Origin of the sequence: Chitinophaga lutea, from assembly GCF_003813775.1 — a bacterium.
In the GTDB taxonomy this organism is placed as follows: domain Bacteria; phylum Bacteroidota; class Bacteroidia; order Chitinophagales; family Chitinophagaceae; genus Chitinophaga; species Chitinophaga lutea.
The window spans coordinates 2,111,909-2,134,412 of sequence record NZ_RPDH01000001.1; the positions used below are offsets into that span (position 1 = coordinate 2,111,909).

Here is a 22,504-nt window from a genome sequence, read left to right on the forward strand (position 1 = left end):
TGCGCGTAAGTTGTGGAAAAGCGGCGGAGGATGATTGACAAAACTTTCTATCTTTGTTTGCCTTACATTTGCAACAATTATTAAGTAACCTTATGAAGTTTATCGTTTCTTCCTCTACTTTATTGAAACAATTACAACAGATCAGCGGTGTGATTAACTCGAACACGGTATTGCCCATCCTGGAGGACTTCCTTTTCATGATCGACAAAAACGAGCTCACCGTAATTGCTACCGACCTGGAAACCGTTATGAAGGTAAAGCTGGAGGTAGAGGCCAAAGAAACCGGGCGCATTTGTATTCCGGCGAAAATTCTGATGGACTCCCTGAAGAACCTGCCGGACCAACCGCTGACTTTCAACATAGACCTCAATTCGTTTGCTGTTGAGATCACGTCGGACAACGGTAAATACAAGGTGATGGGAGAAAACCCGGAAAACTTCCCGAAAGAGCCGGCGGCAGAAGATGCGACGAACTTCACCATGACGGCTTCCGCCCTGGTGACGGCCATCAACAAAACCCTGTTTGCCGTGAGCAACGACGATCTTCGCCCGCAGATGACCGGTGTGTTTTTTGAACTGCACCCGGACAATATCACCTTCGTGGCTACCGACGCGCACAGGCTCGTGAAGTATATCCGCACCGATGTGAAATGTCCGCAGGCCGACAGCTTCATCGTACCGAAGAAGCCCCTCAACCTGCTCAAATCCGCCATCCCTGATAACGACAGCGAAATCAAAGTGTCTTACAGCAGCAACCACTTCTTTGTGTCGCACGACAATGCACAGATGATCTGCCGCCTGATAGACGCCCGTTTCCCTGACTATAAAGTGGTGATCCCGAAGGAAAACCCTTACCGCCTGACGCTCGTGAAAAACGACTTCCAGAACGGCCTGAAACGCGTGAGCGTGTTCGCCAACAAGAGCACCAACCAGGTAGCCCTCAACATCAGCGGCGCCGAATTGCAGCTCTCCGCGCAGGACGTTGATTTTTCCTTTGAAGGGAACGAGCGCATGAGCTGCCAGTACAGCGGGGAAGACATGCAGATCGCCTTCAACGCGAAATTCCTCATCGAAATGCTGCACGCCGCCGAAGGTGACGAAATCACCATCGACCTGAGCGCGCCCACTAAAGCCGGTATTCTCCGCCCCGTGGAAAAGGGGGAGTCCGAAGACCTCCTGATGCTGGTGATGCCGCTGCTGCTCAACAATTGATCTTAACACGATACCGATAAAAAAAGAGGAAGCAGTGCTTCCTCTTTTTTGTTTTATCACAAACCCTTCAAATATTAATTTCCATTATACATTAAAGGAAAAATGTATCCATTCCCATACCCCGCCGACGACCCCAACAATTAACCATTTCTTCATATATAAAGCATTCTCTGAATGAATTGCTTGTTTTTTGAAATACAAATAATCCGCTGAAACCCGCTACAATTGGGCAAAAAATCGTAAATTTTCATTAGAAACGTAACTGATATTTACTAACCTCAACGCACGTACGTATAAATTCCATCCGCACATGATCGACTTTTTTGAGCATATACCATCTTCATACCGTACCGCCATGTTAGTGGCCGGGCTGGTATTGTTGTGGCTCATCGAAGGAGTGATCCCGCGGTTCCGGTTTTCGGGGAACAAATACCGGCATGCCGGCACCAATCTCTTTTTTACGTTAACGACCGCCATGGTGAACCTGGGATTCGCCTTTTTGATCGTCAAGGCCTCGGAATGGACAGCACGGGAGCAATTCGGGCTCTTATACTGGCTGAAGCTGCCGGTGTGGGCGCATGCCATTGCCGCGCTGCTGATGCTCGATTTTATAGGCGCTTACCTGGTTCATTTCATCCAGCACAAAATCGCCTGGATGTGGCATTTCCATAAAATCCACCATACGGACACGGCGGTGGATACCACCACGGCGCTGCGCCACCACCCGGTGGAAAGCGTGTTCCGCGTGATCGCGCTGTTTGTGGGCATTGTGACCATGGGTGCGCCCATCTGGATGGTGATGCTCTACCAGACGATTTCGGCGTTCATGAGCCAGTTCAATCACGCCAATATCCACCTGCCGGGCTGGATGGACAAAACATTGAGCTGGATCATCGTGTCGCCGGATATGCACAAAGTACACCACAGCCGGTATCAGCCGGAAACGGATTCGAATTATGCCAATATATTTTCTATCTGGGATCGCCTCTTCGGTACGTTCGTTACAGTGAAAGATACCACCAGTCTGCGTTATGGGCTGGATGAATACCAGGATGCGCGTTATCAACAGATTGGTCCCTTGCTGAAGACTCCCTGGGAAGAGGTGCCGGAACGTGACCAACAGCCGGGCTTGCAACAATAGCGTTCAATATTTATTCACCATAATCTCTATTCAGTATGCATCACCCAACTAGTATGCCCAAAATCGCAGGGTTTGCTTCCATTTTTGTAGGTGTGGTTACGGCCGCATTTTCATTCATCAGCAAATCCGCAGACGCTGCTATTTACCTTGGCGCTGCAGGCGTTTTCGTTTGCATCATATCCCTGATAATTGCCCGTAAGAGTACCGACGAGCTGCAGATGGCCGTGGCCGGCCTGTTCCTGGCAATTGTTGCCACCGCTATAGGTTTCTGGCAGCAGTATAATTTATAGTCGCGCTAAAGCGCTTGCACAAGTTCCTCAGTTCGGGTGCCGGTGTAATAACCGTACCCAATTATGAAGCAACCTCCCGAATCCGGATCGGGGAACTTGCATTGTCCTTATTTCCCTTTCCTTGAACCTTTTTTTCTTGTATATTTTTCCAGGTACCCCGGAGCTGCATTGGTTGGAAATACCACCAACGATGTATCGTTCAACATTTTGATCACCAGCGTATCGATCTCCGTCACCGGTTCTTTGTCCCCCTCAGCATGGCTCCAAAGCAGCAGCGTATCCTGCTGCAGCTTCCATTTATCGTAAAGGCGGCTGTGCATGTTCACCGATTCCGCTTTCCCGTTTTTCCTGAGGTTGAAACCCTGCATCACGCTGTCTATTCCCTGCACCGGCTGCAGCCAGCGGCCCGGGACCAGCGTGGAATCCACTATCACGGCGGTATCTGCAGGAATCACGGTCACCGAATCGGCCGGCAGTGTGTCGACCAGCTCCGTACTATCGGTAACGGCTACACTGTCTTTTTCCTTTTCGCCCGACACCGGCGCCTGGCAGGCGGCCAGCAATAACCAGCATCCGGCAAACAGGTTGAGTTTTTTCATACAGGATCGTTTAAACATATCTCTTGTTCCTATCAAAGATAATGCTAAACCGTTGTGTATTTGGAATTTGGTATTCTACACCATACATTTGTATCACTTTAGGGGTGTTCCGGCCCGCGCCGGAACTGAGATGATACCCTCAGTACCTGATGCAGTTCGCACTGACGTAGGGAAAAGTAATACTGAACTCCTTCTCATCTACATCCTTAAAGTTTATTGTTTCACCTAAACTCCTGCAAACATGGAAGTGCTTGTAAACAATAAACTTTATGCAGTGCAGCCGGACACTACGGTTGCTGCACTCTTACAGTTTATTCAGCTCCCCACCAAGGGCATTGCGGTTGCGGTTAACCGCAGTGTGGTGCCCCGCGCCGCATGGGACGCCACCACACTGTCGCCGGCCGACAAGGTCATGATCATCCAGGCCACACAGGGAGGGTAATACCTGCCTGCAATAACGCCTGTCCGCCAACGCCCTCAACGGGCGCCGGGATCGTCGTGCCCATTCCTCAGCAAAACAAAAAAACTGCGCTATGCAAAACACCACCATCAGCCGGGCGCCTTTGCCCGCATCTCAGAAAATTTATGTTCCCGGGCAGCTGCACAACATCCGCGTTGCCATGCGGGAAATAACGCTTACGGATACACGCCTTCAGGGCATTGAAGAAACCAATGCGCCCGTCACCGTGTACGACACCAGCGGGCCGTATACCGACCCTGCAATCGACATCGACGTGCACAAAGGAATCCCCCGGCTGCGGGAAACGTGGATTACCGGCCGCAACGATGTGGAAGCGCTCCCGGCCTTCTCTGCACCGCAGCAAACGAAGTTCGAACACCTGCACCTGCCGCTGAAAGCAGCGCCGGGCCGGAACGTGACGCAACTCCACTACGCCCGCCAGGGCATCATCACCCCGGAAATGGAATACATCGCCATCCGGGAGAACCAGCGCGCCGCCGGTGGATCTAAAACACGCCTCATCACGCCGGAATTCGTGCGGCAGGAAGTTGCCTCGGGCCGCGCCATCATTCCCTCCAACATCAACCACCCGGAAGCGGAACCGATGATCATCGGGCGCAATTTCCTCGTTAAAATCAACGCCAACATCGGCAACTCGGCCGTTACCTCCGGCATCGAAGAAGAAGTGGAGAAAGCCGTGTGGGCCTGCCGCTGGGGCGCCGATACCATCATGGACCTGAGCACCGGTAAAAACATCCACGAAACAAGGGAATGGATCATCCGCAACTGCCCCGTTCCGGTGGGCACCGTGCCCATCTACCAGGCGCTGGAAAAAGTGAACGGCAAAGCGGAAGCCCTCACCTGGGAGCTTTTCCGCGACACGCTGATAGAACAGGCGGAGCAGGGGGTAGACTATTTCACCATCCACGCAGGCGTACTGCTGCGTTATGTGCCGCTAACCGCCAAACGCACTACCGGCATCGTTTCCCGCGGCGGTTCCATCATGGCCAAATGGTGCCTGGCGCATCACAAGGAAAATTTCCTCTACACCCACTTCGAAGACATCTGCGAGATCATGAAAGCCTACGACGTAGCCTTTTCTTTGGGCGACGGCCTGCGGCCCGGCTCCATCGCGGACGCGAACGACGAAGCACAGTTTGCGGAACTGGAAACGCTGGGCGAGCTCACGAAAATCGCCTGGAAGCACGATGTGCAGGTGATGATCGAAGGGCCCGGCCACGTGCCCATGCACCTGATCAAAGAAAACATGGACAAACAACTGGAACATTGTCACGAAGCGCCTTTCTACACGTTAGGCCCCCTGACCACCGACATCGCGCCCGGCTACGATCACATCACCTCCGCCATCGGCGCCGCCATGATCGGCTGGTTCGGTACGGCGATGCTCTGTTACGTAACGCCCAAAGAACACCTGGGCCTGCCCAACCGCGAAGACGTAAAAACCGGCGTGATCACCTATAAGATCGCCGCCCATGCCGCCGATCTCGCCAAAGGCCACCCCGGCGCGCAGCACCGCGACGATGCCCTCAGCAAGGCGCGCTTCGAGTTCCGCTGGGAAGACCAGTTCAACCTCAGCCTCGACCCTGACACCGCCCGCAGTTTCCACGACGAAACCCTGCCGGCCGAAGGCGCCAAAATCGCGCACTTCTGTTCGATGTGCGGACCGCATTTCTGCTCCATGAAAATATCGCAGGAAGTAAGGGCTGCCGGGCTGAAAGAACAGTCGGAACGTTTTGCGGCCGCGGGAGGGGAGATTTATTCATGACCCGAAGGCCTGCATTCCCGATGCCAACAAACATTTGCAGCGGGAAGATATCACGGCATGGACAACGAATCGTAAATCGTAGTGGATAACAGGCCCTGACGAAAACCTTCATTCATCAGAACAGAGAGGAAAGTCCTAGCCGCATTAACATGGAAGACTGCAAACATGATCTGGATAGTCACATCCCCTGAAAGGATACACGAAGAACACCTGTATCTCAACGAACTGGCCGCCGCCGGCCCGGTTACGCTGCTGTTGCGGAAGCCCGGCTGGAGCCTGGAGGCTTATACCGGCCTGCTCGACCGGCTGCACGATCATTCCCGGGTGATGGTGGCGGGGTTCCCGGAACTGTTGCAACGGTATAACGTGATGGGACTGCATGTTGGTGAGGCGGTAAGGCGGACGGACAATAGCCGTACGGTACCATCCGCCGGAACACCGCATCGCCAGGCGTCGCAAGCGCCCGTTTTCAGCACTTCCATTCACACGCCCGGGGCGCCGGCCGGTCCATGGAACTACCTGCTGCTCGGCCCTGTGTTCGACAGCATTTCGAAGAACGGCTACAGCGGTAAAGGACATCTTTTTGTGGCCGTCCCGCCCAACTGCATCGCCATCGGCGGGGTGCAGGCGGACAACATCCGGCAGGTAAAATCGATGGGCTTTTGCGGTGCCGCATTGCTCGGAACGATCTGGAGCAATCCCGCCGGGGCAGTGAAAACCTATCAAACGATACAGGATTTATGGCAACATTCGTAATGAGCCTGGCAGGCCTTGACCCCTCGGGGGGCGCGGGTTTGCTGGCAGACATCAAAACTTTTGAAGCGTATGGCCTCACCGGCTTCGGTGTGTGCACGGCCCTCACGGTGCAAACAGACGACGAGCTGCACGCCGTGGAGTGGCTCAGCGCTGCGAAGATCATCGCGCAGGCCGCGCCATTGCTCAAAAAGTTCCCGGTGCGGTATTGCAAAATCGGTATCGTGGCCGGTCCGGATGCGATACTGGAAATTCTGCCCGCTTTGCGGGCCATCCGGCCCGGTCTTCAGTTTGTGCTCGACCCGGTGCTGAAAGCCTCTGCCGGCTTCGCTTTTCATGCCGATTCATTAAGGCAATGGGAACAGGTGCTCCCGCATCTGCTCCTGTTGACGCCGAATTATGATGAGGCCGTGGCGATGATGAACGATCCCTCCGGTGAAAACGCCGCCCGTAAAATGGCGGGGCATTGTAACGTGCTGCTGAAAGGCGGGCACCGGCCGGGGAAAGAAGGCTGGGACACGCTGTATGACGGTGGCGGTCAGACGGATTTCGCCCCCCCTGCTCCGATTTCTTCAATGGAAGCGGGGAGTACCATAACTCCGGGTCAGCCTGGAGCGCACCTGCACCAGCCCGTTGTATATCCCAAACACGGCTCGGGCTGCGTGCTGTCCGCTGCCATTACAGCCGCGCTGGCGAATAGCCTTTCGCTGGAGCGGGCGTGCCGGGAAGGCAAAGCGTATACTTATGATTACCTGCAAAGTTCACCGTCCCTGTTGGGGCATCACCTGTTTAAAATGCAGCAGCCGGCCTGAGTTCACCCTTGCGGAATGATGCAGAAGGGCAGTGCGCGGAGCTTTAGGGAAGCAGTTGTGTTTCGGCTTTAATGGTAAGAACATAGTCTTGCAATTATCCGGTTTAAGCAGGTCCCGCAAGGCGTTCACTACCTGACAAATCCGGCGGACAAACACAAAAAATATCAATCACATCAAAACAACATCATGGAACGACTATTATACATCTCGCAACAGACACCAGACTCCTCCCACCTCGATAACATTCGCGCGGCCTGCGAGGCGGGCTGCCGTTGGATCCAGCTGCGGGTAAAGTCCGGCGACGTTTCCACGCAGGCGACTGCGGCAAAAATCATCTGCGACCAGTATGGCGCCAAACTTTCCATCAACGATCATCCTGCCATGGCAGCCGTGATTGGTGCCTACGGCGCCCATGTGGGCCTGCTGGACATCCCCGTGCGGGAAGCCCGCCAATTGACCGGCGAGGGCTGCTGGCTGGGCGGAACCGCCAACACCCCAGCCGACGCGCTGGCACACGCGGCCGCAGGAGCGAACTACATTGGTTACGGGCCTTTCCGTTTCACCACCACGAAGGAAAAACTCAGCCCTGTACTGGGCCTCGAAGGCTATAAACAGCTGATGGCGCACCTGCGCGAAAAAGGCGTCGCCATTCCCGTGCTCGCTATCGGCGGTATTCTGCTGGAAGACATTCCCGCCCTGATGGCCACCGGCATTCACGGCGTGGCCGTGTCGGGTCTGATCACACATGCCGCCAATAAAAAAGAAATGGTTCATCACATTCAACAAGCTTTGTCATGCAACAATTAACCATCGCCGGCACCACCTTCAACAGCCGCCTTTTTACGGGCACCGGCAAATTCGGTGATGCGGCTACCATGGAAGCGGCCATACTTGCTTCGGGGTCTGAACTGGTGACAGTCGCACTCAAACGGATTGATCCTAAAGACCCGGAACGCCACGATATGCTGGCCTGGCTCCGGCATCCCCATATCCGCCTGCTGCCCAACACCTCCGGGGTGCGCACCGCCGGGGAAGCCGTGTTTGCGGCACAGCTGGCGCGCGAAGCCATGGGCACCAACTGGATCAAACTCGAAATCCACCCGGACCCTCGCTACCTGCTGCCCGACCCGATCGAAACACTGCAGGCGGCGGCGGAACTGGTGAAGCTGGGTTTCGTGGTGCTTCCATATATCCATGCAGACCCGGTGCTCTGCAAAAGACTGGAGGAAGCCGGCGTAGCGGCCGTGATGCCGCTGGGCGCACCGATCGGCAGTAACCGGGGATTACGCACGCAGGACTTCCTCGAAATCATCATCGCGCAAAGCAAAGTGCCCGTCATCATCGACGCGGGCATCGGCGCACCCTCGCACGCCGCCATGGCTATGGAAATGGGCGCAGACGCCGTACTGGTCAACACCGCTATTGCCGTGGCCGGCAACCCGGTCAATATGGCCGCGGCGTTCCGGGAGGCTGTCAGCGCCGGCAGGCACGCATTCGAGGCCGGATTGCCGGGAGAAAGCCGCCAGGCTCACGCCAGCAGTCCTTTATTGGCTTTCCTGGATGAATAAAGCGGCAATGCGAAAGCGGTACTGGAGGCACCGGGTGAATGGTACAGCATCCGGAAGGCACAAAGGAATGGACGGAAGGAAGGTAACAGGCGAATAGCACTGTATTGCGAAGAAGTAAACAAGAATGGACATAAAGGAGCAATCAGTGAATAATGCGGCATCCGGAGGGAGCAAAGGAATGAATATAAAAGGAGACAACAGGTAAATAACACTGCATTGCGAAGAAATTAAGGAATGGACGCAAAGGAGGCACAAGTGAATAGTGCAGCATCCGGAGGGTGCAAAAGGAATGGACTGAAAAGGAGACAACAGGCGAATAGCACTGCATTGCGAAGAAATAAAAAGGAATGGACGCAAAGTGGCAATCATTGAATCGCCCGCATCAGGAGGGTGCAAAACAATGGACGCAAAGGCGCAATCAGTGAATAGAACTGCATCCGGAAGAAATGTAGAGGAATAAGCGGCAAAGGAACCAATCAGTGAATAAGGGGCATTCCCGAAGAATTGCGGAGAAGTGGAACTCCCAGGAAGAACGCTACAGTTACCGGAACATCCGGCAAGGCACAGTATGGGAGGCACGAAGCATTACACATAAAAACCATCAACATGGGATTCGAAACCATTTTCCGGCAACATCGCTGGGACGATATAAAAGCGGCGATTTACAGCAAATCCGCCCGTGATGTGGAGCAGGCGCTCGGCCGCCAGCAGCGCCATCTCGACGACTTTATGGCGCTCATCTCCCCCGCCGCCGTTCCTTACCTGGAACAGATGGCGGCGGCCAGCAGACTGATCACACAGCAGCGCTTCGGCAAAACGATGCAGCTGTACGCGCCCCTGTATTTGTCCAATGAATGCCAGAACATCTGCACCTATTGCGGCTTCAGCTACAACAACCCGCTGCGCCGCAAAACCCTCACGGGCGCGGAAATTCTACAGGAAATCGACGCCATCCGCGACAAGGGGTTTGAGCATGTACTGCTGGTGACGGGAGAGGCCACACAAACCGTTGGCCTCGATTATTTCCGGAAAGTGCTGCCCCTTATCCGCCCGCATTTCGCACAGGTATCGATGGAAGTGCAGCCGATGGACGAAGCCGACTACCGCGCGCTTATCCCGCTGGGCCTGCATTCGGTGTTGGTTTACCAGGAAACTTATCATGAAGCCGATTACCGCAAACATCACCCCAAAGGGAAAAAATCGAACTTCTCCTACCGGCTGGATACGCCCGACAGGTTAGGCGCCGCAGGCATTCATAAAATCGGGCTGGGCGTGCTGATCGGGCTGGAAGACTGGCGGACCGACAGCTTCTTTACCGCCCTGCACCTGGATTACCTGCAACGCACCTACTGGCAAACGCGCTATAGCATTTCGTTCCCGCGGCTCCGCCCGTTTTCCGGCGGACTGGCGCCGAAGGTGGAAATGAGCGACCGCGAACTGGTGCAGCTCATCTGCGCGTACCGCCTGCTGTACAACGACGTGGAGCTCAGCCTATCCACCCGCGAATCGGAAAAGTTCCGCAATCACCTGGTACAGCTCGGCATCACCACCATGAGCGCAGGCTCCAAAACGAACCCGGGCGGTTATGCCGTGGATCCACAGAGCCTGGAACAGTTTGAGATCAGTGATGAAAGGTCGGCCGCCGACGTTGCCGGCATGATCCGCCAGCAGGGGTACGAGCCGGTATGGAAGGATTGGGAAGTGTTTCAGCAATGATGTTTTTTCTCCTAACTTTGTGGCATGGACCACCAGTCGGGTAAGATTTATACCGTGCAGTTCTGGTTATTGTGCAGCAGTAACCTGCTTTTTTCGGCAAGTTTTAACATGATGATACCCGAGTTGCCCGCCTACCTGACCAGCCTAGGCGGCGCCGACTACAAAGGTTACATCATCGGATTATTTACCCTGATGGCTGGTTTAAGCAGGCCATTCTCCGGAAAATTGACGGACACTATCGGCAGGGTGCCGGTCATGGTATTCGGTTCCGTCACCTGCGTGATCTGCAGCCTCCTGTATCCCCTCGTCAGTTCCGTTGCCGCTTTCCTCCTCCTTCGTTTTTTCCATGGTTTTTCCACCGGCTTCAAACCTACCGGCACGTCTGCCTACGTGGCGGATATGGTGCCCTTCAACCGCCGCGCCGAAGCAATGGGCATGGTGGGGCTTTTCAGTACTATCGGACTGTCGCTCGGCCCTTCTATCGGCGGTTCCATCGCCAATGCCTGGGGCATCATGACCATGTTCCAGATATCGGCCGGATTCGCGCTGTTGTCTGTCGTGATTCTGATCGGCATGAAAGAAACGCTGCATAACCGGCAGAGCTTTTCACCGCGGCTCCTGAAGATATCGAAACACGAGATTTTTGAACCGCTGGTGATTGCCCCGGTGGTGATCACCTTCCTCACGTATTTCAGCTATGGCGCGCTGCTGACCATCATTCCCGATTTCAGCGCCCACCTTGGGCTGCAAAACAAGGGCGTGTTCTTTACCTTCTTCACCGCCAGCTCCATCGGCATACGCCTGCTCACCAGCAAGGCCAGCGACAAATACGGCCGCGTGCCGCTCCTGAAAATTGCATCTGCCCTGATGGCCGTGTCGATGCTGATGATAGGGCTGGCAACGAGCCCCGGCATGCTGCTCGCCGGCGCATTGGTGTACGGCGTGTCACTGGGCATCAATTCCCCTGCCGTAACGGCCTGGACGATTGACCTCGGCCTGCCGGAGCATCGTGGTCGCGCCCTGGGGAGCATGTACATTGCGCTGGAAGCGGGGATTGGCCTGGGTGCGTTCTTTTCCGCCGAATGGTACGGCAACAACCCGGAACACTTTGCCCGCGTGTTTTACATCATGGCCATCATTACTTTGCTGGCCACTGTTTACCTGTTTTTTATCTACCGAAATAAGTATGTGCGGTACATGCGGAAAACCATCCGCTTAAGATCAAAAGGGCATTGAGTTTTGCCCCACAGGGCGCCCCGGAAACTATTTACAAAAGAAGTCGGAATTTCCCGGAGAGGCCACTCAAATCACTTTAACAAAGGGCATCAAACCGTCCGGAACAATTTTCCTTCAAACTCATTTTATCATGGGAAACAAAAGCATCCCAGGTTTCCCGGAGAGGCTTCCTCAAAATAGCTTTACCAAGGGCATCAGACCTGCCCGAACAACCCTCATTCAAACTCATTTTACAATAGGTAACAACAGCATAACGGGACTTCCCGGAGAGGCTTCCGCAAAATAGCTTTACCAAGGGGCATCAGACCTACCCGAACAACCCTCATTCAAACTCACTTTACAACAGGCAACAAAAACATAACGGTAATTCGATGGAGCGTTCCATTAAAATCATTACAAGGGGGTATTAGATCTTCCCTGACAGCCCTCTTTCAAACATCATTTTACTGAGGAATATTTTGCCTATGGAGGCGGCTTTTACTTTGGCGGTGGAAGCGCGCGGGCCTTTGAACAGTTCGTCTACCGTAGCATCGAACAGCTGCAGCCAGCGGTCGAAATGTTCGGCATGAACGGGCAAAGTGCGGTGTTTGGCGTAGGGTGCGCCCTGATATTGCTGTGTGCCCAACAGCTGTGAGCCCCAGAAGCGGTACATGGTTTCGAGGTGCGGCGTCCACGCATCAGGGGCGATCCGTTCCGCGAAGACGGGCCCCAGCAGGGCATCCTGCTGGATCTTGGCGTAGAAGGTATCCACCATCAGTTTGATATCGTCGCTGTTTTCTATGTCTCGCATCGGAATCATTTCTTACCACAAAGTTCGGAAAACCGGCGCGTACCGCCACTGATAAAAATCATCCGGACTGCTGTCAGCGGTGACTTCTGAATCCGATTTCGTCGCGGGAGTCGTTTTCCCACTGGATCAGCTCGTCCAGGAACTTGCTGATGAAACGGGTGATGTTTTCGGCGGTAATTTCTTCGGGCTCAATCGTTTCGATGGTTTCCACCTTAGGTTTTTCCTCTGCCATGCCGTCGATGAACGGGAAGCTGATCCATACCACCACCTGGCCGTTGCGGGTTTGGGAAAAAGAAAGAAAACCACCCACCTTCATTTTCTGCACCACACTGAACGGCGACTGCTCCACAATTCCGCTCGGCTCATGGTCGAATACAAGATACACGGCTTCCAGGCCCTGCATCGATTCGTTGGCGCCGGCCTTCCAGTTCAGCTGATGTTTTTCCGATACCTCGCTGAGGTACTGTTTGAGAAACGGTTTGGAATGTTCATGCCAGTGCCTGCGCCGGTCCTGCACTTTGGCGAGTACCTGTTTGTATTCTTCCGTCAGTTTTCCGATTTCTTCCATCTCGATATCATTAAAAAGGCTGCACCGTGGTGGTGCAGCCTGTATTTTACAATTGTTCGTACAGTTTTCTCAACCGGTCGCGCGTCATCTGCTGCTGCCAGTCTTTGCCCAGAGCGTTTTCCCAAAGCGGGGCCAATCCCATCGACACGTCGATCATCTTGTCGAAATCAGCGTCGGACAAGCCTTTGGTGATGTGCTGGGGAATTTCCACCTGGTGTTTTTCCACCATCTGCTTGAATTCCTTCACACCGGCCGGGTAAAATTCTTCGAGTTTGTCGAATACGATGCAGTTGCCGATGCCGTGCTTGGTGCCGAGCAGGTAGCTCAGTCCGTAGCTCACCGCATGCGCCACGCCTACCTGTGAATAGGCGATGCTCATACCGCCGGCATAAGAGGCCATCATCAGTTTTTCGTCGGCATCATCGTCCCACTGCTCTTTTTTCAGGTAGATCTCCTGGCACAGCTCCAGCGCCTTTTCGCCGTAAGAGCGGCTGAAAGCGTTGAGGTAGGTGCCTTCCAGCGATTCGATGCAATGGATATAACAGTCCATGGCGGTATAGAAACGCTGGTTCACCGGCGCATTTTTGATCAGCTCGGGATCCAGTACGATCTGGTCGAACGGCGTGTAGTCGGAGTTCATCCCCAGTTTTTTGGTGGGGCCGGTCAGTACCGTGGTGCGGCTCACTTCCGCGCCGGTGCCGGACAGGGTGGGTATGCCCACTTTGTAAACAGCCGGTTTTTTGATGAGGTCCCAGCCCTGGTAGTCGGCCGAGGAACCGGGGTTGGTCATCATCAGGCTGACCGCTTTGGCCATATCCATGGTGGAGCCGCCGCCGATGCCGATGATGCCGCTCACTTCACCGAATTCCGCCGTCAGCTCATCGCGCAGGCGGTCTACATATACGGTTTTCGGTTCGTGCGTCACGTCTATGAACACCACTTTATCTTTCCCCCTCAACGGGATGCGGGAAATAAAGGGCTGGTTTTTCTCAAAATAATGGTCCACAAAAAAGATCATGGGCGCATCTCCCTTGCGGTGCGGCGCAATGATCTCATCGAGCTGGTTAAACGCGCCACGGCCGAAAATAACGTACCCGACGAGTTTAAAATTTCTGAATTTCATCCCTAACTGTTTTATTTTTCAACGGCAGGCGGAAACGGTCCTTTTCCTGCGCTGGTCATTATTTATTCTCCAGGTACCTCGAAGCGCGCTCCAGGTCTTCCGGCGTATCGATCTCCACTCCCATATAGTCGGTTACGACCATTTTCAGGGAGATCCCGTTTTCAAGATAACGTAAACATTCTATTTTCTCCGCAGCTTCGAGTGGGCTCATGGGCGTACGGGTAAATTGCAGCAGGGCGCTGCGGCGAAAAGCATACACCCCGATGTGCTCGTAGTAGGTGGTGTTCACAGCTTTGTCCCGCGGGTACGGCAATACCGACCTTGAAAAGAAAAGCGCGTTGAAATCCTTGTCCACCACCACTTTCACGAAGTTGGGGTCTTCAATGTCTTTCCAGTCTGTCAGCACCTGCATGAGCGAGGCTACCTGTACATTTTTGCCGGTTTCCCCTTCGAACACCTGCAGCAGTTTTTCGAGCGGTTCCTTCTGGGTGAAAGGCGTATCGCCCTGCACGTTCACCACGATATCCACATCCTCCATATCCTCCACGGCTTCGGCTATACGATCGGAGCCGCTTTCGTGCTCTTTTTTGCTCATTACGGCTTTGCCGCCATTGCTGACGATTTCGTTATAGATCACGTCGCTGTCTGTCACCACCATCACTTCATCAAACACGCCGGTATTGCGGGCGGATTCGTAGGTGCGCCAGATGATGGTTTTACCGCCCAGCACGGCCATCATTTTGCCGGGAAACCGGGTGGCTGCATAACGTGCAGGGATCAGTGCGATCTTTTTCATGCGTTGCGGAAGCTTGGATTATAAAACACTTTTAACGGCGGCGGCGAGTTTGGTGGCGCGGTCGCGCAGTTCTTCCTCCGTCCAGGCGAGGCTGATGGGGAAAGAAATGCAGCGGCTGATGATGGCGTCGGAGGCCTCGAAAGTTTTGGTTTTATACACTTCCATGGCTTTGGTCAGCTGCGCGGCAAACGGCGTGAGGGTGGCGCTTTCTTTGAAGTGCTGCCATTTACGCACATAGTGCCAGTTATTGTCGAACCAGTAGAACGCAGGCAAACCGGCGGCTTTGATGGCTGCGGTAGCTGCGCGGGCGGTGTCGGCATCGGGCAGGAAGAAAGACAGGTGGGTGGCGCTGTCGCCTTCCGGATCGGGGAGGCGACGGAATGTTACCTGCGGCACTGCTGCCAGGGCTTCTTTCAATACCTGTTTGTTATTGCGGAGAATAGCCAGGAAGCGGTCGAGCTTGCGGATCTGCGCCAGGCCCACGGCCGCATGCAGCTCCGAAATCCGGAAATTGAAGCCGAGGTGCGGATGCCCGTCGGCTCCGCGGTCGGCCCCGCCAAGGTGGTCGTGGCCATGATCGGAGTACGCATCGCACTTCAGGTATACTTCCTTATTGTTGGTGATCACCGCACCGCCTTCGGCGCAGGTGATGGTTTTTACGAAGTCGAATGAAAAAGTGCCGGCATCGCCGATAGAGCCCAGGGCGCGGCCTTTATGAGTGGCACCGGTAGACTGGCAGGCATCTTCCAGCAGGATCAGTTTATGCTCGCGGCAGATTTCCTCCAGGGCATCCATGTCAGCCATGGAACCGCACATGTGCACGGGCATCACGGCTTTGGTTTGCGGCGTGATGGCGGCTTTTACCGCCGCGGGGGCCAGGGTGAGCGTATCGTCCACATCCACCAGCACGGGGGTAGCGCCTACGGACAGTACGGCTTCGAACGAAGCCACGAAAGTAAAAGTAGGCATGATCACCTCATCGCCGGCGCCGATGCCCAGGGCGGCCATCGCGGTGGTGAGCGCCGTGGTGCCGCTGGAAGTCAGCTGCGCATGCTGCACGTTAAACCGCTCGCAGAGCGCCTGCTCCAGCTCTTTCGCTTTCCAGATCCCTTTGCGGGGACCGTCAAATCCATAACGCATGTAAATGCCGGTTTCCAGTACGTCATTTACTTCTTTTTTCTCTTCTGCGCCAAATAGTTCAAATCCTGGCATATTGATACAGTTTTTTATTTTACGAGGTTGTGCAAAGGTAGTATAATCAACTAATGCGCAAATGCCAAAAACTGTTTATCTTTTGCTAAAAATTTACCATGCGTCAATGCATCATTCTCATTGCGATATCTTTATTCACCCTCCAAATGCCCGCCAGTGCGCAGTCGCGGGACGTCAACGCCATTAAAGCGGTGCTTGGCACCCAGCTGACGGCCTGGAACGAGGGAAACCTGGAGCGTTTCATGGAGACCTACTGGCGGTCCGATTCCCTGATGTTCATCGGGAAAAGCGGCATCACATATGGCTGGCAGGCGACGCTCGACAATTACAAAAAGTCGTATCCCGGCAAAGAGGGCATGGGCACACTGACCTTCAACCTGCTGGAATTTAAAAAACTGGCCACGGATGTGTATTTTGTAGTAGGGAAATGGCATCTCGCCCGCACAATCGGCGATCTTTCCGGCCACTTCACCCTCGTAGTGCGGAAAATGAAAGGAGAGTGGAAAATCGTGGCAGACCATTCCAGTTAAATATAACAAAATGACAAAACGGCTCCTCTGGCTTCCCTTACTGCTGGCCGGTTTGGGCGTACATGCCCAATCTGATTGCGACCTCCTGATCAGACATGCAAAAATCATCGACGGCACCGGTAACTCCTGGTATTACGGCGATGTGGCGGTGAAAGACGGGCGCATACTGCAAACGGGCCGCCTGCCCGCCACCCTCAAAGCCAGCCGTACCATCGAAGCCGGCGGCCTCGTTGTGGCGCCGGGTTTCATAGACGTGCATACCCATATCGAGGGCGACGAATTCAAGGTGCCTACGGCGGATAACTTCCTGTACGACGGCGTGACCACCGTGATCACCGGCAACTGCGGCTCTTCCAATGTAGACCTCGGCAAATATTTCCGCCAGCTCGACAGCCTGAAGACTTCCGTGAACGTCGGTTCCCTCATTGGCCACAACGACGTTCGGCGGGCTGTGATGGGCAGTACCGACCGTGCGCCCAGCCCGGATGAGCAGCAGCGGATGGAAGCGATCGTCGACAAAGCGATGCAGGACGGCGCGGTAGGCTTTTCCACCGGCCTCATCTATCTGCCCGGCCTCTACGCCCGCACGCCCGAAGTGGTGGGCATGGCGAAAGTAGCGGCCCTGCACGGCGGTGTGTACGCCACGCACATGCGCAACGAAGGCGATGCCGTGGAAGCCGCCATAGAAGAAGCGCTTACCATCGGCCGGCAGGCGAATATCCCGGTGGAAATATCCCATTTCAAAATCGGCGGCAAACAGAACTGGGGCCGCTCCAATGTGACGCTCGGCATGGTGGAAAAAGCCCGGCAGGAAGGGCTCGAGGTCACCATCGACCAGTATCCCTACACGGCCAGCAGCACCAGTTTACGCACCATGCTGCCCGACTGGGCATTGTCCGGCGGAGCGGATTCGATCCAGTACCGCCTGAAAGACCCCGCCACCCGCAAAAGAATTGCCGGGGAAATGACGGCGATGTATAAAAAACGCGGCCTGAAGCACCTCGACTACGCCGTAGTGGCTTATTTCAAGCCGGACACCACCTTCAACGGAAAAAACATCGCGGAAGTAAACAAGATGCGGGGCCGCAAATCCAACCTGAAAGAAGAAGTACAAACGGTGCTCGACATGGCGGAAATGGGAAATGCCAGCATGGTGTTCCACGGCATGAGCGAAAAGGATGTGAAATACATCATGCAATACCCTTTCAACATGTTTGCGTCAGACGCGAGCATCCGCGAGTTTAACGTGGGCGTGCCGCATCCCCGCGGGTATGGCACCAATGCAAGAGTGCTGGGGAAATATGTGCGGGAAGAAAAAGTGATCGGGCTGGAAGAAGCCATCCGCAGAATGACGTCGCTGCCGGCGCAGAAATTCCGGCTCAAAAACCGCGGGCTGCTGTTGCCCGGTTATGCGGCAGATATTGTGATCTTTAACCCCGATACGGTCAAAGACCTGTCTACCTTTAGCGCCCCGCACCAATACAGCACCGGCTTCCAGTACGTACTGGTCAACGGGCAGGTAACGGTCGATAACGGGAAGCACAACGGCACCAGGAGCGGCGCCGTCTTGAAACTGAATCAATAGTAAAAGAATATAAGAAAGACAGCGGGCAAGTGCATTGTCCGCTGTCTTTTTTTTAGTCGTTGTCCTGCGACGGCCCCAGCGACAGCATGATACTGCTGATCACGGAGAGCACTACACTGAAGATGAGCGCCCACCAGAAGTTGTCTACCTTGAACCCCTTTACCAGGCTGCTGGCCCACAACACGATCAGCGCGTTGATCACCAGTAAAAAGAGGCCGAGGGTAATAATGGTCACGGGCAGCGTGAGCAGTACCAGTATCGGTTTTACGATGAGGTTGAGCAGGCCCAGCACGATGGCGAGTAAAAGTGCGGTTTTAAAATCCGGCAGTTTTACGCCGGGCAACAGGTACGCCGTTAACAGGGCGGCCAATGCGGTGACGAGTATACGAATCAGTATTCCCATGATAGGCTTAATTGGTCATACAATGCAATCCCATTAATTACACAAAAAGCATGCTGAATGTTCACCGTCAGATCACGATCAGCTCGTAAAAATCCTCCCGGTTGAAATATACTTTGGCCAGGTGCTGCAGTTCTTCAGCGGTAATGGTTTTAATAGTCCTGACGTTGTTCTGGAAATAATGCTCGTCGAGATCGTTGAGGATGAGGTTTTTCCAGCGCTGGATAACCTGGAAGGCCCCGTCGAGGTCGCCGAGAATGGATCCGATCATGTAGTTCCGCACCAGGCCCAGTTCTTCTTCCGGCACCGGTTCTGTTTGCAGGCGGGCCAGTTCTTTGTAGATCTCCGTGAGTGTGGCTTCGCATACGTCACGGCCGGCTTCGGTGTGGATGTTGATGCCGCCCGTTTGCCGGAAGTTATAGATCTGCGAATGGATGCCGTAGGTATACCCTTTGTCTTCCCGGATGTTGCTCATCAGCCTGCTTCCGAAGTAGCCGCCGAAGATGGTATTCAGCACCAGCATTTTCGGGAAATCGGGATGGTAGCGGTTGGGGAAGGGGCGCGCTACACGCACCGCTCCCTGCACACCGTTTTCATCGTTGAAGATGCGGTATTTCTTTTCCTCCGCCGGCAGTATCGGCAAATCCGGGCGCAGCAGGTGGCTTTGCCCGTTCCATTCGCTGCTGCCGAAATACCGGTTCAGCATTTCGATCATATCCGCCGGCAGGTTGCCGGCCAGGAAGATCTTGCAGTTGTTGTACGTGTATTGTTTTTTATAAAACGCCCTGAGCGATTCCGTTTGCAGGGCATCGTACGCCATCATGCTGCTCACGCGGCCGTAAGGATGGAACTCTCCGAAGAGGTATTTATCGATATGCCGGTTGGCTACGAATTCACATTTCTGCAGATTCACCGCCAGCTTCTGTTTCATGTTCTGCACATAAATCGCCAGTTCCTCGTCCGGGAACACAGGGTCCTGGATCACTTCCTGGAACACCGGCAGCAGGGAGGCTGTGTGTTTGGACAGGCAGTGTAAAGTATACGTAGCGTTTTCGTGGTAACAATTGCGGTTGAGATAGGCCCCGTAATATTCGATCAGCTCGTTGATCTCCAGCGCGGAACGTTTGCTGGTGCCGTTTTTCATGAGGAAGTTGGTAGCCGCGGCCACCATGTTCTCAGACTCGTACCACGAACCGGCGGGGAATACCAGTTCCAGTTGAAGGGTCTCCTGTTCTTCCGAACGGATCACGTACACGGGAATACCGTTATCGAGTTTAAACAGTTCGTATGGCTTCAGCGACAATTCAAATTCCACAGCGTCTTTGATCGGGGGCGCCTGTTTTCTGTTGATCATAATTTATACTTGGTTTCCTGCGTAATAGTGAATGGTATTGGCGTTTTTCTCCGAAAAGATGATCTGTGCCTCATGATGCACATCCGCCGTGGTAACGCGCTCGTAGCGCTCAAACTCTGCGTTCATCAGCCCGGCGTCGCCCATGAGTTCGTAGAAGGCCAGGTTGTTGGCGCGGTTCAGCAGGCTCATGTCTTCAAAAGCCAGCAGGCTTTCCACCCGGTTCTTCACTTTCTGCAGTTCTCTTTCGGGGATAACGGTCTGTTGCAGTTTTTCCAGTTCTTCCTGGATACCGCGCTCGGCGTCTTTCATCTTCACACCTTTTACCAGCTTGCCTTCGATGCTGAGCAAACCCGCATCTACGGTGCCGAAGTGGTAACACTCGATGTTGCTGAACAGTTTCTTTTCTTTCACCAGCGTTTGATGGAGGCGGGAGGAACCGCCGCCGCCGAGGATGTCGGAAATCAGGTCGGCCGTATAATACCGCTGATCCTGCCGCGGGTAAATGTGATACGTTTTATACAGCGCGTCCAGCGGCACTTTGCCGGTCACTTCCAGCAGGTGGGCGCTCGCTTGCGGCGGTTCCGCCGTGATGCTGCGCACGTATTTTTCACCGGTGGGGATATCGCCGAACCACTTTTCCGCCAGCTTCTTCACCTGTTCGGTGGTCACCTTCCCGGCTACTACCAGGATGGCGTTCACGGGGCGGTAATGTTTGAAGAAAAACGACTTCACATCGTCGAGGCGGGCATTTTCGATGTGCGACAGTTCCTTCCCGATCGTCATCCAGCGGTAGGGATGGCTGCTGTAAGCCAGCTCGCGCATTTTATGCCATACATCGCCGTAAGGTTTGTTGATGTAGTGTTCTTTGAATTCTTCGCACACCACTTTCCGCTGCACGTCGAGGCTTTTTTCGGAGAACGCGAGGGAGAGCATCCGGTCGCTTTCGAGCCAGAAGGCCGTTTCGATGTTTTCCGCCGGCAGTTCTATGTAATAGTTGGTAAGGTCGCTGGTGGTGTAGGCGTTGTTTTCCCCGCCGGCCATCTGCAGCGGCTCGTCGTATTCGGGGATGTTGATGGAGCCGCCGAACATCAGGTGCTCAAACAGGTGTGCGAAACCGGTTTGCGCGGGGTTTTCATCGCGCGAGCCAACGTCGTACAGCACGTTGACCACCGCCATGGGCGTAGTGGCGTCTTCATGCACGAGTACTCTCAGCCCGTTGTCCAATGTGAATTTATTGTAATGAATCATATCCTTTTTTGAAAAAATACATGATGGCTGCAACCGCCGGAGCGGCCAGCCCAAACATACAAATTTACGACAAATGCCAATAGCTACAATATACTGCGGATGGGCAGCTTTTTGAGCATCAGCTCCCCGTTGCGCATCAGCAGCAGGGTGGGGCGGGTGCCGATGTTCTTGAGTATATCGCGGTAAACCTGGAGGTTGCTGGTGAAATTGTTGTTCACGGCCAGGATGATATCGCCGGGCCTGAAGCCGGCTTTTTCGGCCGGGGAGTTCTTGATCACGTCCGTCACCTCAATGCGGTTATCGATCAGGTAAATGATGAGGCCGGTGTAGGAATAGTCGAACTGGTCGCGGAAGTGGGTGTTGGGCAGGAGGTGTATCTCCTTGCGGGCGTAGTTAAGGGTGAGGTTGAAGCGCCGCAGGAGATCGTTCCCGATCATGCCGCCCAGCGAGGGGTATGAGGTGATGTTGGTAATATCGTCGAACAGGTAGGTAGGCACGTTCCGGAAGGTGTAGTTGCCAATCCTGAATTCGTTCATGGTGGTGATGAACATCTGCATTTTACCGCCGAGCCCCTGCGCTTCCGTGGGTATCACCTTGGCCTTGCGTTTTACCAGCAGCGCGCTGTCTTTCACGAACTGCGTGCTCAGCAGCAGGCACATCCCGGCGCCGGTGTCGAAGTAATACCGGTGGTTCACATTCCGCTTGCCGCTGCGCATGGGCGCGGGCACCACGGGAATGAAGGTGAGGTTGGGCTTCATCAGGTACCCGCCCCTCGGATAACGGAAACGGCCTTGGCTGTATACCACAATTTCTTCCTTGTCGTAATCGACCTGCACGATGTATTTGCTCAGCAGGCTGTAACCCATAATGCCGTCTATCTGTATGCCGTACACCTGGCTGATCAGTTCGTAGTTGTTCACGTGGAAATCGAGACTGTCGACCGTAAGACCGGGCAGGTGGAGGGAATGATCCACGGCAAAGGAGATGTTTTTGCTGGCGCCCAGGCCACGCACGATTTTATCGGACGGCGTGAGTTTGACGCCCAGTCTGATACAGGTGGAGGTATCGAGCGAAATGCCGGCGCTGCCGGTGTCGAGCAGGAACTGCAGGGTATCGGGGTAATGCTGAAGGCGTGCGGAGATCACCACCACGCCCCCGTAATACTGCTTGAAGGGAAAGCGGGTGATGAACCGGGCTTCCGGTTCCTGGTTGATGCTCTCTGGTTCCTGGGCCCGTACGTCAATATTGAAAATCAGCAGGCAGAGGATTAAAACGTGAAATGTCTGAAAACGCATAAGGAAAGACGCAACGCATCTCGATTTTTAT

At 54.4% G+C, this 22,504-nt stretch carries 23 protein-coding genes and 1 riboswitch; of the genes, 13 read left to right on the plus strand and 10 right to left on the minus strand.

Annotated elements, in window-relative coordinates; genetic code table 11:
- The first annotated feature begins 92 nt into the window (after positions 1-92).
- The 3 genes from dnaN to EGT74_RS08475 all read left to right on the plus strand — a co-directional run bounded on the left by dnaN (position 93) and on the right by EGT74_RS08475 (position 2,642).
- A complete protein-coding gene (gene dnaN / locus EGT74_RS08465) occupies positions 93-1,211 on the plus strand; it encodes a DNA polymerase III subunit beta (protein ID WP_123846073.1) in 1,119 nt (372 codons plus the stop codon).
- A gap of 310 nt (positions 1,212-1,521) precedes the next feature.
- Positions 1,522-2,352, plus strand: coding sequence for a sterol desaturase family protein (locus tag EGT74_RS08470; RefSeq protein ID WP_123846074.1), 831 nt, complete (start codon positions 1,522-1,524; stop codon positions 2,350-2,352).
- Positions 2,353-2,387: 35 nt separating this feature from the next.
- Positions 2,388-2,642, plus strand: a complete 255-nt coding sequence (locus EGT74_RS08475) for a hypothetical protein (RefSeq protein WP_123846075.1) — start codon at positions 2,388-2,390, stop codon at positions 2,640-2,642.
- A 107-nt stretch (positions 2,643-2,749) separates the two neighbouring features.
- Here EGT74_RS08475 and EGT74_RS08480 read toward each other — a convergent pair whose 3' ends face one another.
- Complete coding sequence (locus EGT74_RS08480) at positions 2,750-3,241, minus strand: lipocalin-like domain-containing protein (protein ID WP_158618060.1); 492 nt, start codon at positions 3,239-3,241, stop codon at positions 2,750-2,752.
- A gap of 90 nt (positions 3,242-3,331) precedes the next feature.
- Positions 3,332-3,431: riboswitch (TPP riboswitch) on the plus strand.
- Positions 3,432-3,482: 51 nt separating this feature from the next.
- Between EGT74_RS08480 and thiS the strand changes: the two genes are divergently transcribed.
- From thiS to EGT74_RS08520, 8 genes are all read left to right on the plus strand, one after another.
- Positions 3,483-3,683 (plus strand): sulfur carrier protein ThiS, encoded by a 201-nt coding sequence (gene thiS / locus EGT74_RS08485; protein WP_123846077.1) that lies wholly within the window; start codon positions 3,483-3,485, stop codon positions 3,681-3,683.
- A gap of 91 nt (positions 3,684-3,774) precedes the next feature.
- Positions 3,775-5,487, plus strand: a complete 1,713-nt coding sequence (gene thiC, locus EGT74_RS08490) for a phosphomethylpyrimidine synthase ThiC (protein WP_123846078.1) — start codon at positions 3,775-3,777, stop codon at positions 5,485-5,487.
- Positions 5,488-5,652: 165 nt separating this feature from the next.
- Complete coding sequence (locus EGT74_RS08495; protein WP_123846079.1) at positions 5,653-6,243, plus strand: thiamine phosphate synthase; 591 nt, start codon at positions 5,653-5,655, stop codon at positions 6,241-6,243.
- On the plus strand, positions 6,228-7,052 hold the full coding sequence (locus EGT74_RS08500) for a hydroxymethylpyrimidine/phosphomethylpyrimidine kinase (RefSeq protein ID WP_123846080.1): 825 nt from the start codon (positions 6,228-6,230) through the stop codon (positions 7,050-7,052). Before EGT74_RS08495 ends, EGT74_RS08500 begins: the two co-directional genes overlap by 16 nt.
- A 186-nt stretch (positions 7,053-7,238) precedes the next feature.
- Positions 7,239-7,859, plus strand: coding sequence for a thiamine phosphate synthase (locus EGT74_RS08505; RefSeq protein ID WP_181954735.1), 621 nt, complete (start codon positions 7,239-7,241; stop codon positions 7,857-7,859).
- On the plus strand, positions 7,847-8,620 hold the full coding sequence (locus EGT74_RS08510) for a thiazole synthase (RefSeq protein ID WP_123846082.1): 774 nt from the start codon (positions 7,847-7,849) through the stop codon (positions 8,618-8,620). The genes EGT74_RS08505 and EGT74_RS08510 overlap by 13 nt, the downstream gene beginning before the upstream one ends.
- A gap of 606 nt (positions 8,621-9,226) precedes the next feature.
- Positions 9,227-10,336, plus strand: a complete 1,110-nt coding sequence (gene thiH, locus EGT74_RS08515) for a 2-iminoacetate synthase ThiH (RefSeq protein WP_123846083.1) — start codon at positions 9,227-9,229, stop codon at positions 10,334-10,336.
- A gap of 24 nt (positions 10,337-10,360) precedes the next feature.
- Positions 10,361-11,572 (plus strand): MFS transporter, encoded by a 1,212-nt coding sequence (locus EGT74_RS08520; RefSeq protein WP_123846084.1) that lies wholly within the window; start codon positions 10,361-10,363, stop codon positions 11,570-11,572.
- Between the two features lie 406 nt (positions 11,573-11,978).
- On the opposite strand, the gene EGT74_RS08525 is transcribed toward EGT74_RS08520, so the two are convergent.
- The 5 genes from EGT74_RS08525 to EGT74_RS08545 form a co-directional block, all read right to left on the minus strand.
- A complete protein-coding gene (locus EGT74_RS08525; RefSeq protein WP_123846085.1) occupies positions 11,979-12,362 on the minus strand; it encodes a group III truncated hemoglobin in 384 nt (127 codons plus the stop codon).
- A gap of 73 nt (positions 12,363-12,435) precedes the next feature.
- The gene (locus tag EGT74_RS08530) at positions 12,436-12,930 is read right to left on the minus strand and encodes a hypothetical protein (RefSeq protein WP_123846086.1); all 495 of its coding nucleotides are present in this window, start codon (positions 12,928-12,930) and stop codon (positions 12,436-12,438) included.
- A gap of 46 nt (positions 12,931-12,976) precedes the next feature.
- Positions 12,977-14,053, minus strand: coding sequence for an iron-containing alcohol dehydrogenase family protein (locus EGT74_RS08535; RefSeq protein ID WP_123846087.1), 1,077 nt, complete (start codon positions 14,051-14,053; stop codon positions 12,977-12,979).
- A gap of 58 nt (positions 14,054-14,111) precedes the next feature.
- Entirely contained in the window at positions 14,112-14,849 is a 738-nt protein-coding gene (kdsB, locus tag EGT74_RS08540) for a 3-deoxy-manno-octulosonate cytidylyltransferase (protein WP_123846088.1), read from the minus strand.
- 18 nt (positions 14,850-14,867) lie between these two features.
- Positions 14,868-16,061 carry a DegT/DnrJ/EryC1/StrS family aminotransferase gene (locus tag EGT74_RS08545; protein WP_123846089.1) on the minus strand — a complete coding sequence of 398 codons (1,194 nt, stop codon included), beginning with the start codon at positions 16,059-16,061 and terminating at the stop codon, positions 14,868-14,870.
- A 98-nt stretch (positions 16,062-16,159) separates the two neighbouring features.
- On the opposite strand from EGT74_RS08545, the gene EGT74_RS08550 reads away from it, so the two are divergent.
- Complete coding sequence (locus EGT74_RS08550) at positions 16,160-16,591, plus strand: YybH family protein (RefSeq protein ID WP_123846090.1); 432 nt, start codon at positions 16,160-16,162, stop codon at positions 16,589-16,591.
- Between the two features lie 10 nt (positions 16,592-16,601).
- Positions 16,602-18,176: an N-acyl-D-amino-acid deacylase family protein gene (locus EGT74_RS08555; protein WP_123846091.1), complete on the plus strand. Its 1,575-nt coding sequence runs from the start codon at positions 16,602-16,604 to the stop codon at positions 18,174-18,176.
- A gap of 52 nt (positions 18,177-18,228) precedes the next feature.
- Here the strand turns inward: EGT74_RS08555 and EGT74_RS08560 are convergent, their stop codons facing one another.
- From EGT74_RS08560 to EGT74_RS08575, 4 genes are all read right to left on the minus strand, one after another.
- Positions 18,229-18,579, minus strand: a complete 351-nt coding sequence (locus EGT74_RS08560; protein WP_123846092.1) for a phage holin family protein — start codon at positions 18,577-18,579, stop codon at positions 18,229-18,231.
- Positions 18,580-18,646: 67 nt separating this feature from the next.
- Positions 18,647-19,930, minus strand: a complete 1,284-nt coding sequence (locus EGT74_RS08565) for a M16 family metallopeptidase (RefSeq protein ID WP_123846093.1) — start codon at positions 19,928-19,930, stop codon at positions 18,647-18,649.
- 3 nt (positions 19,931-19,933) lie between these two features.
- Positions 19,934-21,178: a M16 family metallopeptidase gene (locus EGT74_RS08570; protein ID WP_123846094.1), complete on the minus strand. Its 1,245-nt coding sequence runs from the start codon at positions 21,176-21,178 to the stop codon at positions 19,934-19,936.
- 83 nt (positions 21,179-21,261) lie between these two features.
- Positions 21,262-22,473, minus strand: a complete 1,212-nt coding sequence (locus EGT74_RS08575) for an aspartyl protease family protein (RefSeq protein WP_123846095.1) — start codon at positions 22,471-22,473, stop codon at positions 21,262-21,264.
- Between the last annotated feature and the right edge of the window lie 31 nt (positions 22,474-22,504).

Excerpts from the sequence above, each read along its gene's own strand:
- EGT74_RS08575 (WP_123846095.1), bottom strand. The coding sequence starts at position 22,473 with ATGCGTTTTCAGACATTTCACGTTTTAATCCTCTGCCTGCTGATTTTC.
- thiC (WP_123846078.1), top strand. The coding sequence starts at position 3,775 with ATGCAAAACACCACCATCAGCCGGGCGCCTTTGCCCGCATCTCAGAAA.
- EGT74_RS08480 (WP_158618060.1), bottom strand. The coding sequence starts at position 3,241 with ATGAAAAAACTCAACCTGTTTGCCGGATGCTGGTTATTGCTGGCCGCC.
- thiH (WP_123846083.1), top strand. The coding sequence starts at position 9,227 with ATGGGATTCGAAACCATTTTCCGGCAACATCGCTGGGACGATATAAAA.
- EGT74_RS08565 (WP_123846093.1), bottom strand. The coding sequence starts at position 19,930 with ATGATCAACAGAAAACAGGCGCCCCCGATCAAAGACGCTGTGGAATTT.
- EGT74_RS08570 (WP_123846094.1), bottom strand. The coding sequence starts at position 21,178 with ATGATTCATTACAATAAATTCACATTGGACAACGGGCTGAGAGTACTC.
- EGT74_RS08520 (WP_123846084.1), top strand. The coding sequence starts at position 10,361 with ATGGACCACCAGTCGGGTAAGATTTATACCGTGCAGTTCTGGTTATTG.
- EGT74_RS08510 (WP_123846082.1), top strand. The coding sequence starts at position 7,847 with ATGCAACAATTAACCATCGCCGGCACCACCTTCAACAGCCGCCTTTTT.
- EGT74_RS08470 (WP_123846074.1), top strand. The coding sequence starts at position 1,522 with ATGATCGACTTTTTTGAGCATATACCATCTTCATACCGTACCGCCATG.
- EGT74_RS08530 (WP_123846086.1), bottom strand. The coding sequence starts at position 12,930 with ATGGAAGAAATCGGAAAACTGACGGAAGAATACAAACAGGTACTCGCC.
- thiS (WP_123846077.1), top strand. The coding sequence starts at position 3,483 with ATGGAAGTGCTTGTAAACAATAAACTTTATGCAGTGCAGCCGGACACT.
- EGT74_RS08535 (WP_123846087.1), bottom strand. The coding sequence starts at position 14,053 with ATGAAATTCAGAAATTTTAAACTCGTCGGGTACGTTATTTTCGGCCGT.
- EGT74_RS08525 (WP_123846085.1), bottom strand. The coding sequence starts at position 12,362 with ATGCGAGACATAGAAAACAGCGACGATATCAAACTGATGGTGGATACC.
- EGT74_RS08495 (WP_123846079.1), top strand. The coding sequence starts at position 5,653 with ATGATCTGGATAGTCACATCCCCTGAAAGGATACACGAAGAACACCTG.
- EGT74_RS08505 (WP_181954735.1), top strand. The coding sequence starts at position 7,239 with ATGGAACGACTATTATACATCTCGCAACAGACACCAGACTCCTCCCAC.
- EGT74_RS08555 (WP_123846091.1), top strand. The coding sequence starts at position 16,602 with ATGACAAAACGGCTCCTCTGGCTTCCCTTACTGCTGGCCGGTTTGGGC.
- EGT74_RS08545 (WP_123846089.1), bottom strand. The coding sequence starts at position 16,061 with ATGCCAGGATTTGAACTATTTGGCGCAGAAGAGAAAAAAGAAGTAAAT.
- EGT74_RS08550 (WP_123846090.1), top strand. The coding sequence starts at position 16,160 with ATGCGTCAATGCATCATTCTCATTGCGATATCTTTATTCACCCTCCAA.
- EGT74_RS08500 (WP_123846080.1), top strand. The coding sequence starts at position 6,228 with ATGGCAACATTCGTAATGAGCCTGGCAGGCCTTGACCCCTCGGGGGGC.
- dnaN (WP_123846073.1), top strand. The coding sequence starts at position 93 with ATGAAGTTTATCGTTTCTTCCTCTACTTTATTGAAACAATTACAACAG.
- kdsB (WP_123846088.1), bottom strand. The coding sequence starts at position 14,849 with ATGAAAAAGATCGCACTGATCCCTGCACGTTATGCAGCCACCCGGTTT.
- EGT74_RS08475 (WP_123846075.1), top strand. The coding sequence starts at position 2,388 with ATGCATCACCCAACTAGTATGCCCAAAATCGCAGGGTTTGCTTCCATT.
- EGT74_RS08560 (WP_123846092.1), bottom strand. The coding sequence starts at position 18,579 with ATGGGAATACTGATTCGTATACTCGTCACCGCATTGGCCGCCCTGTTA.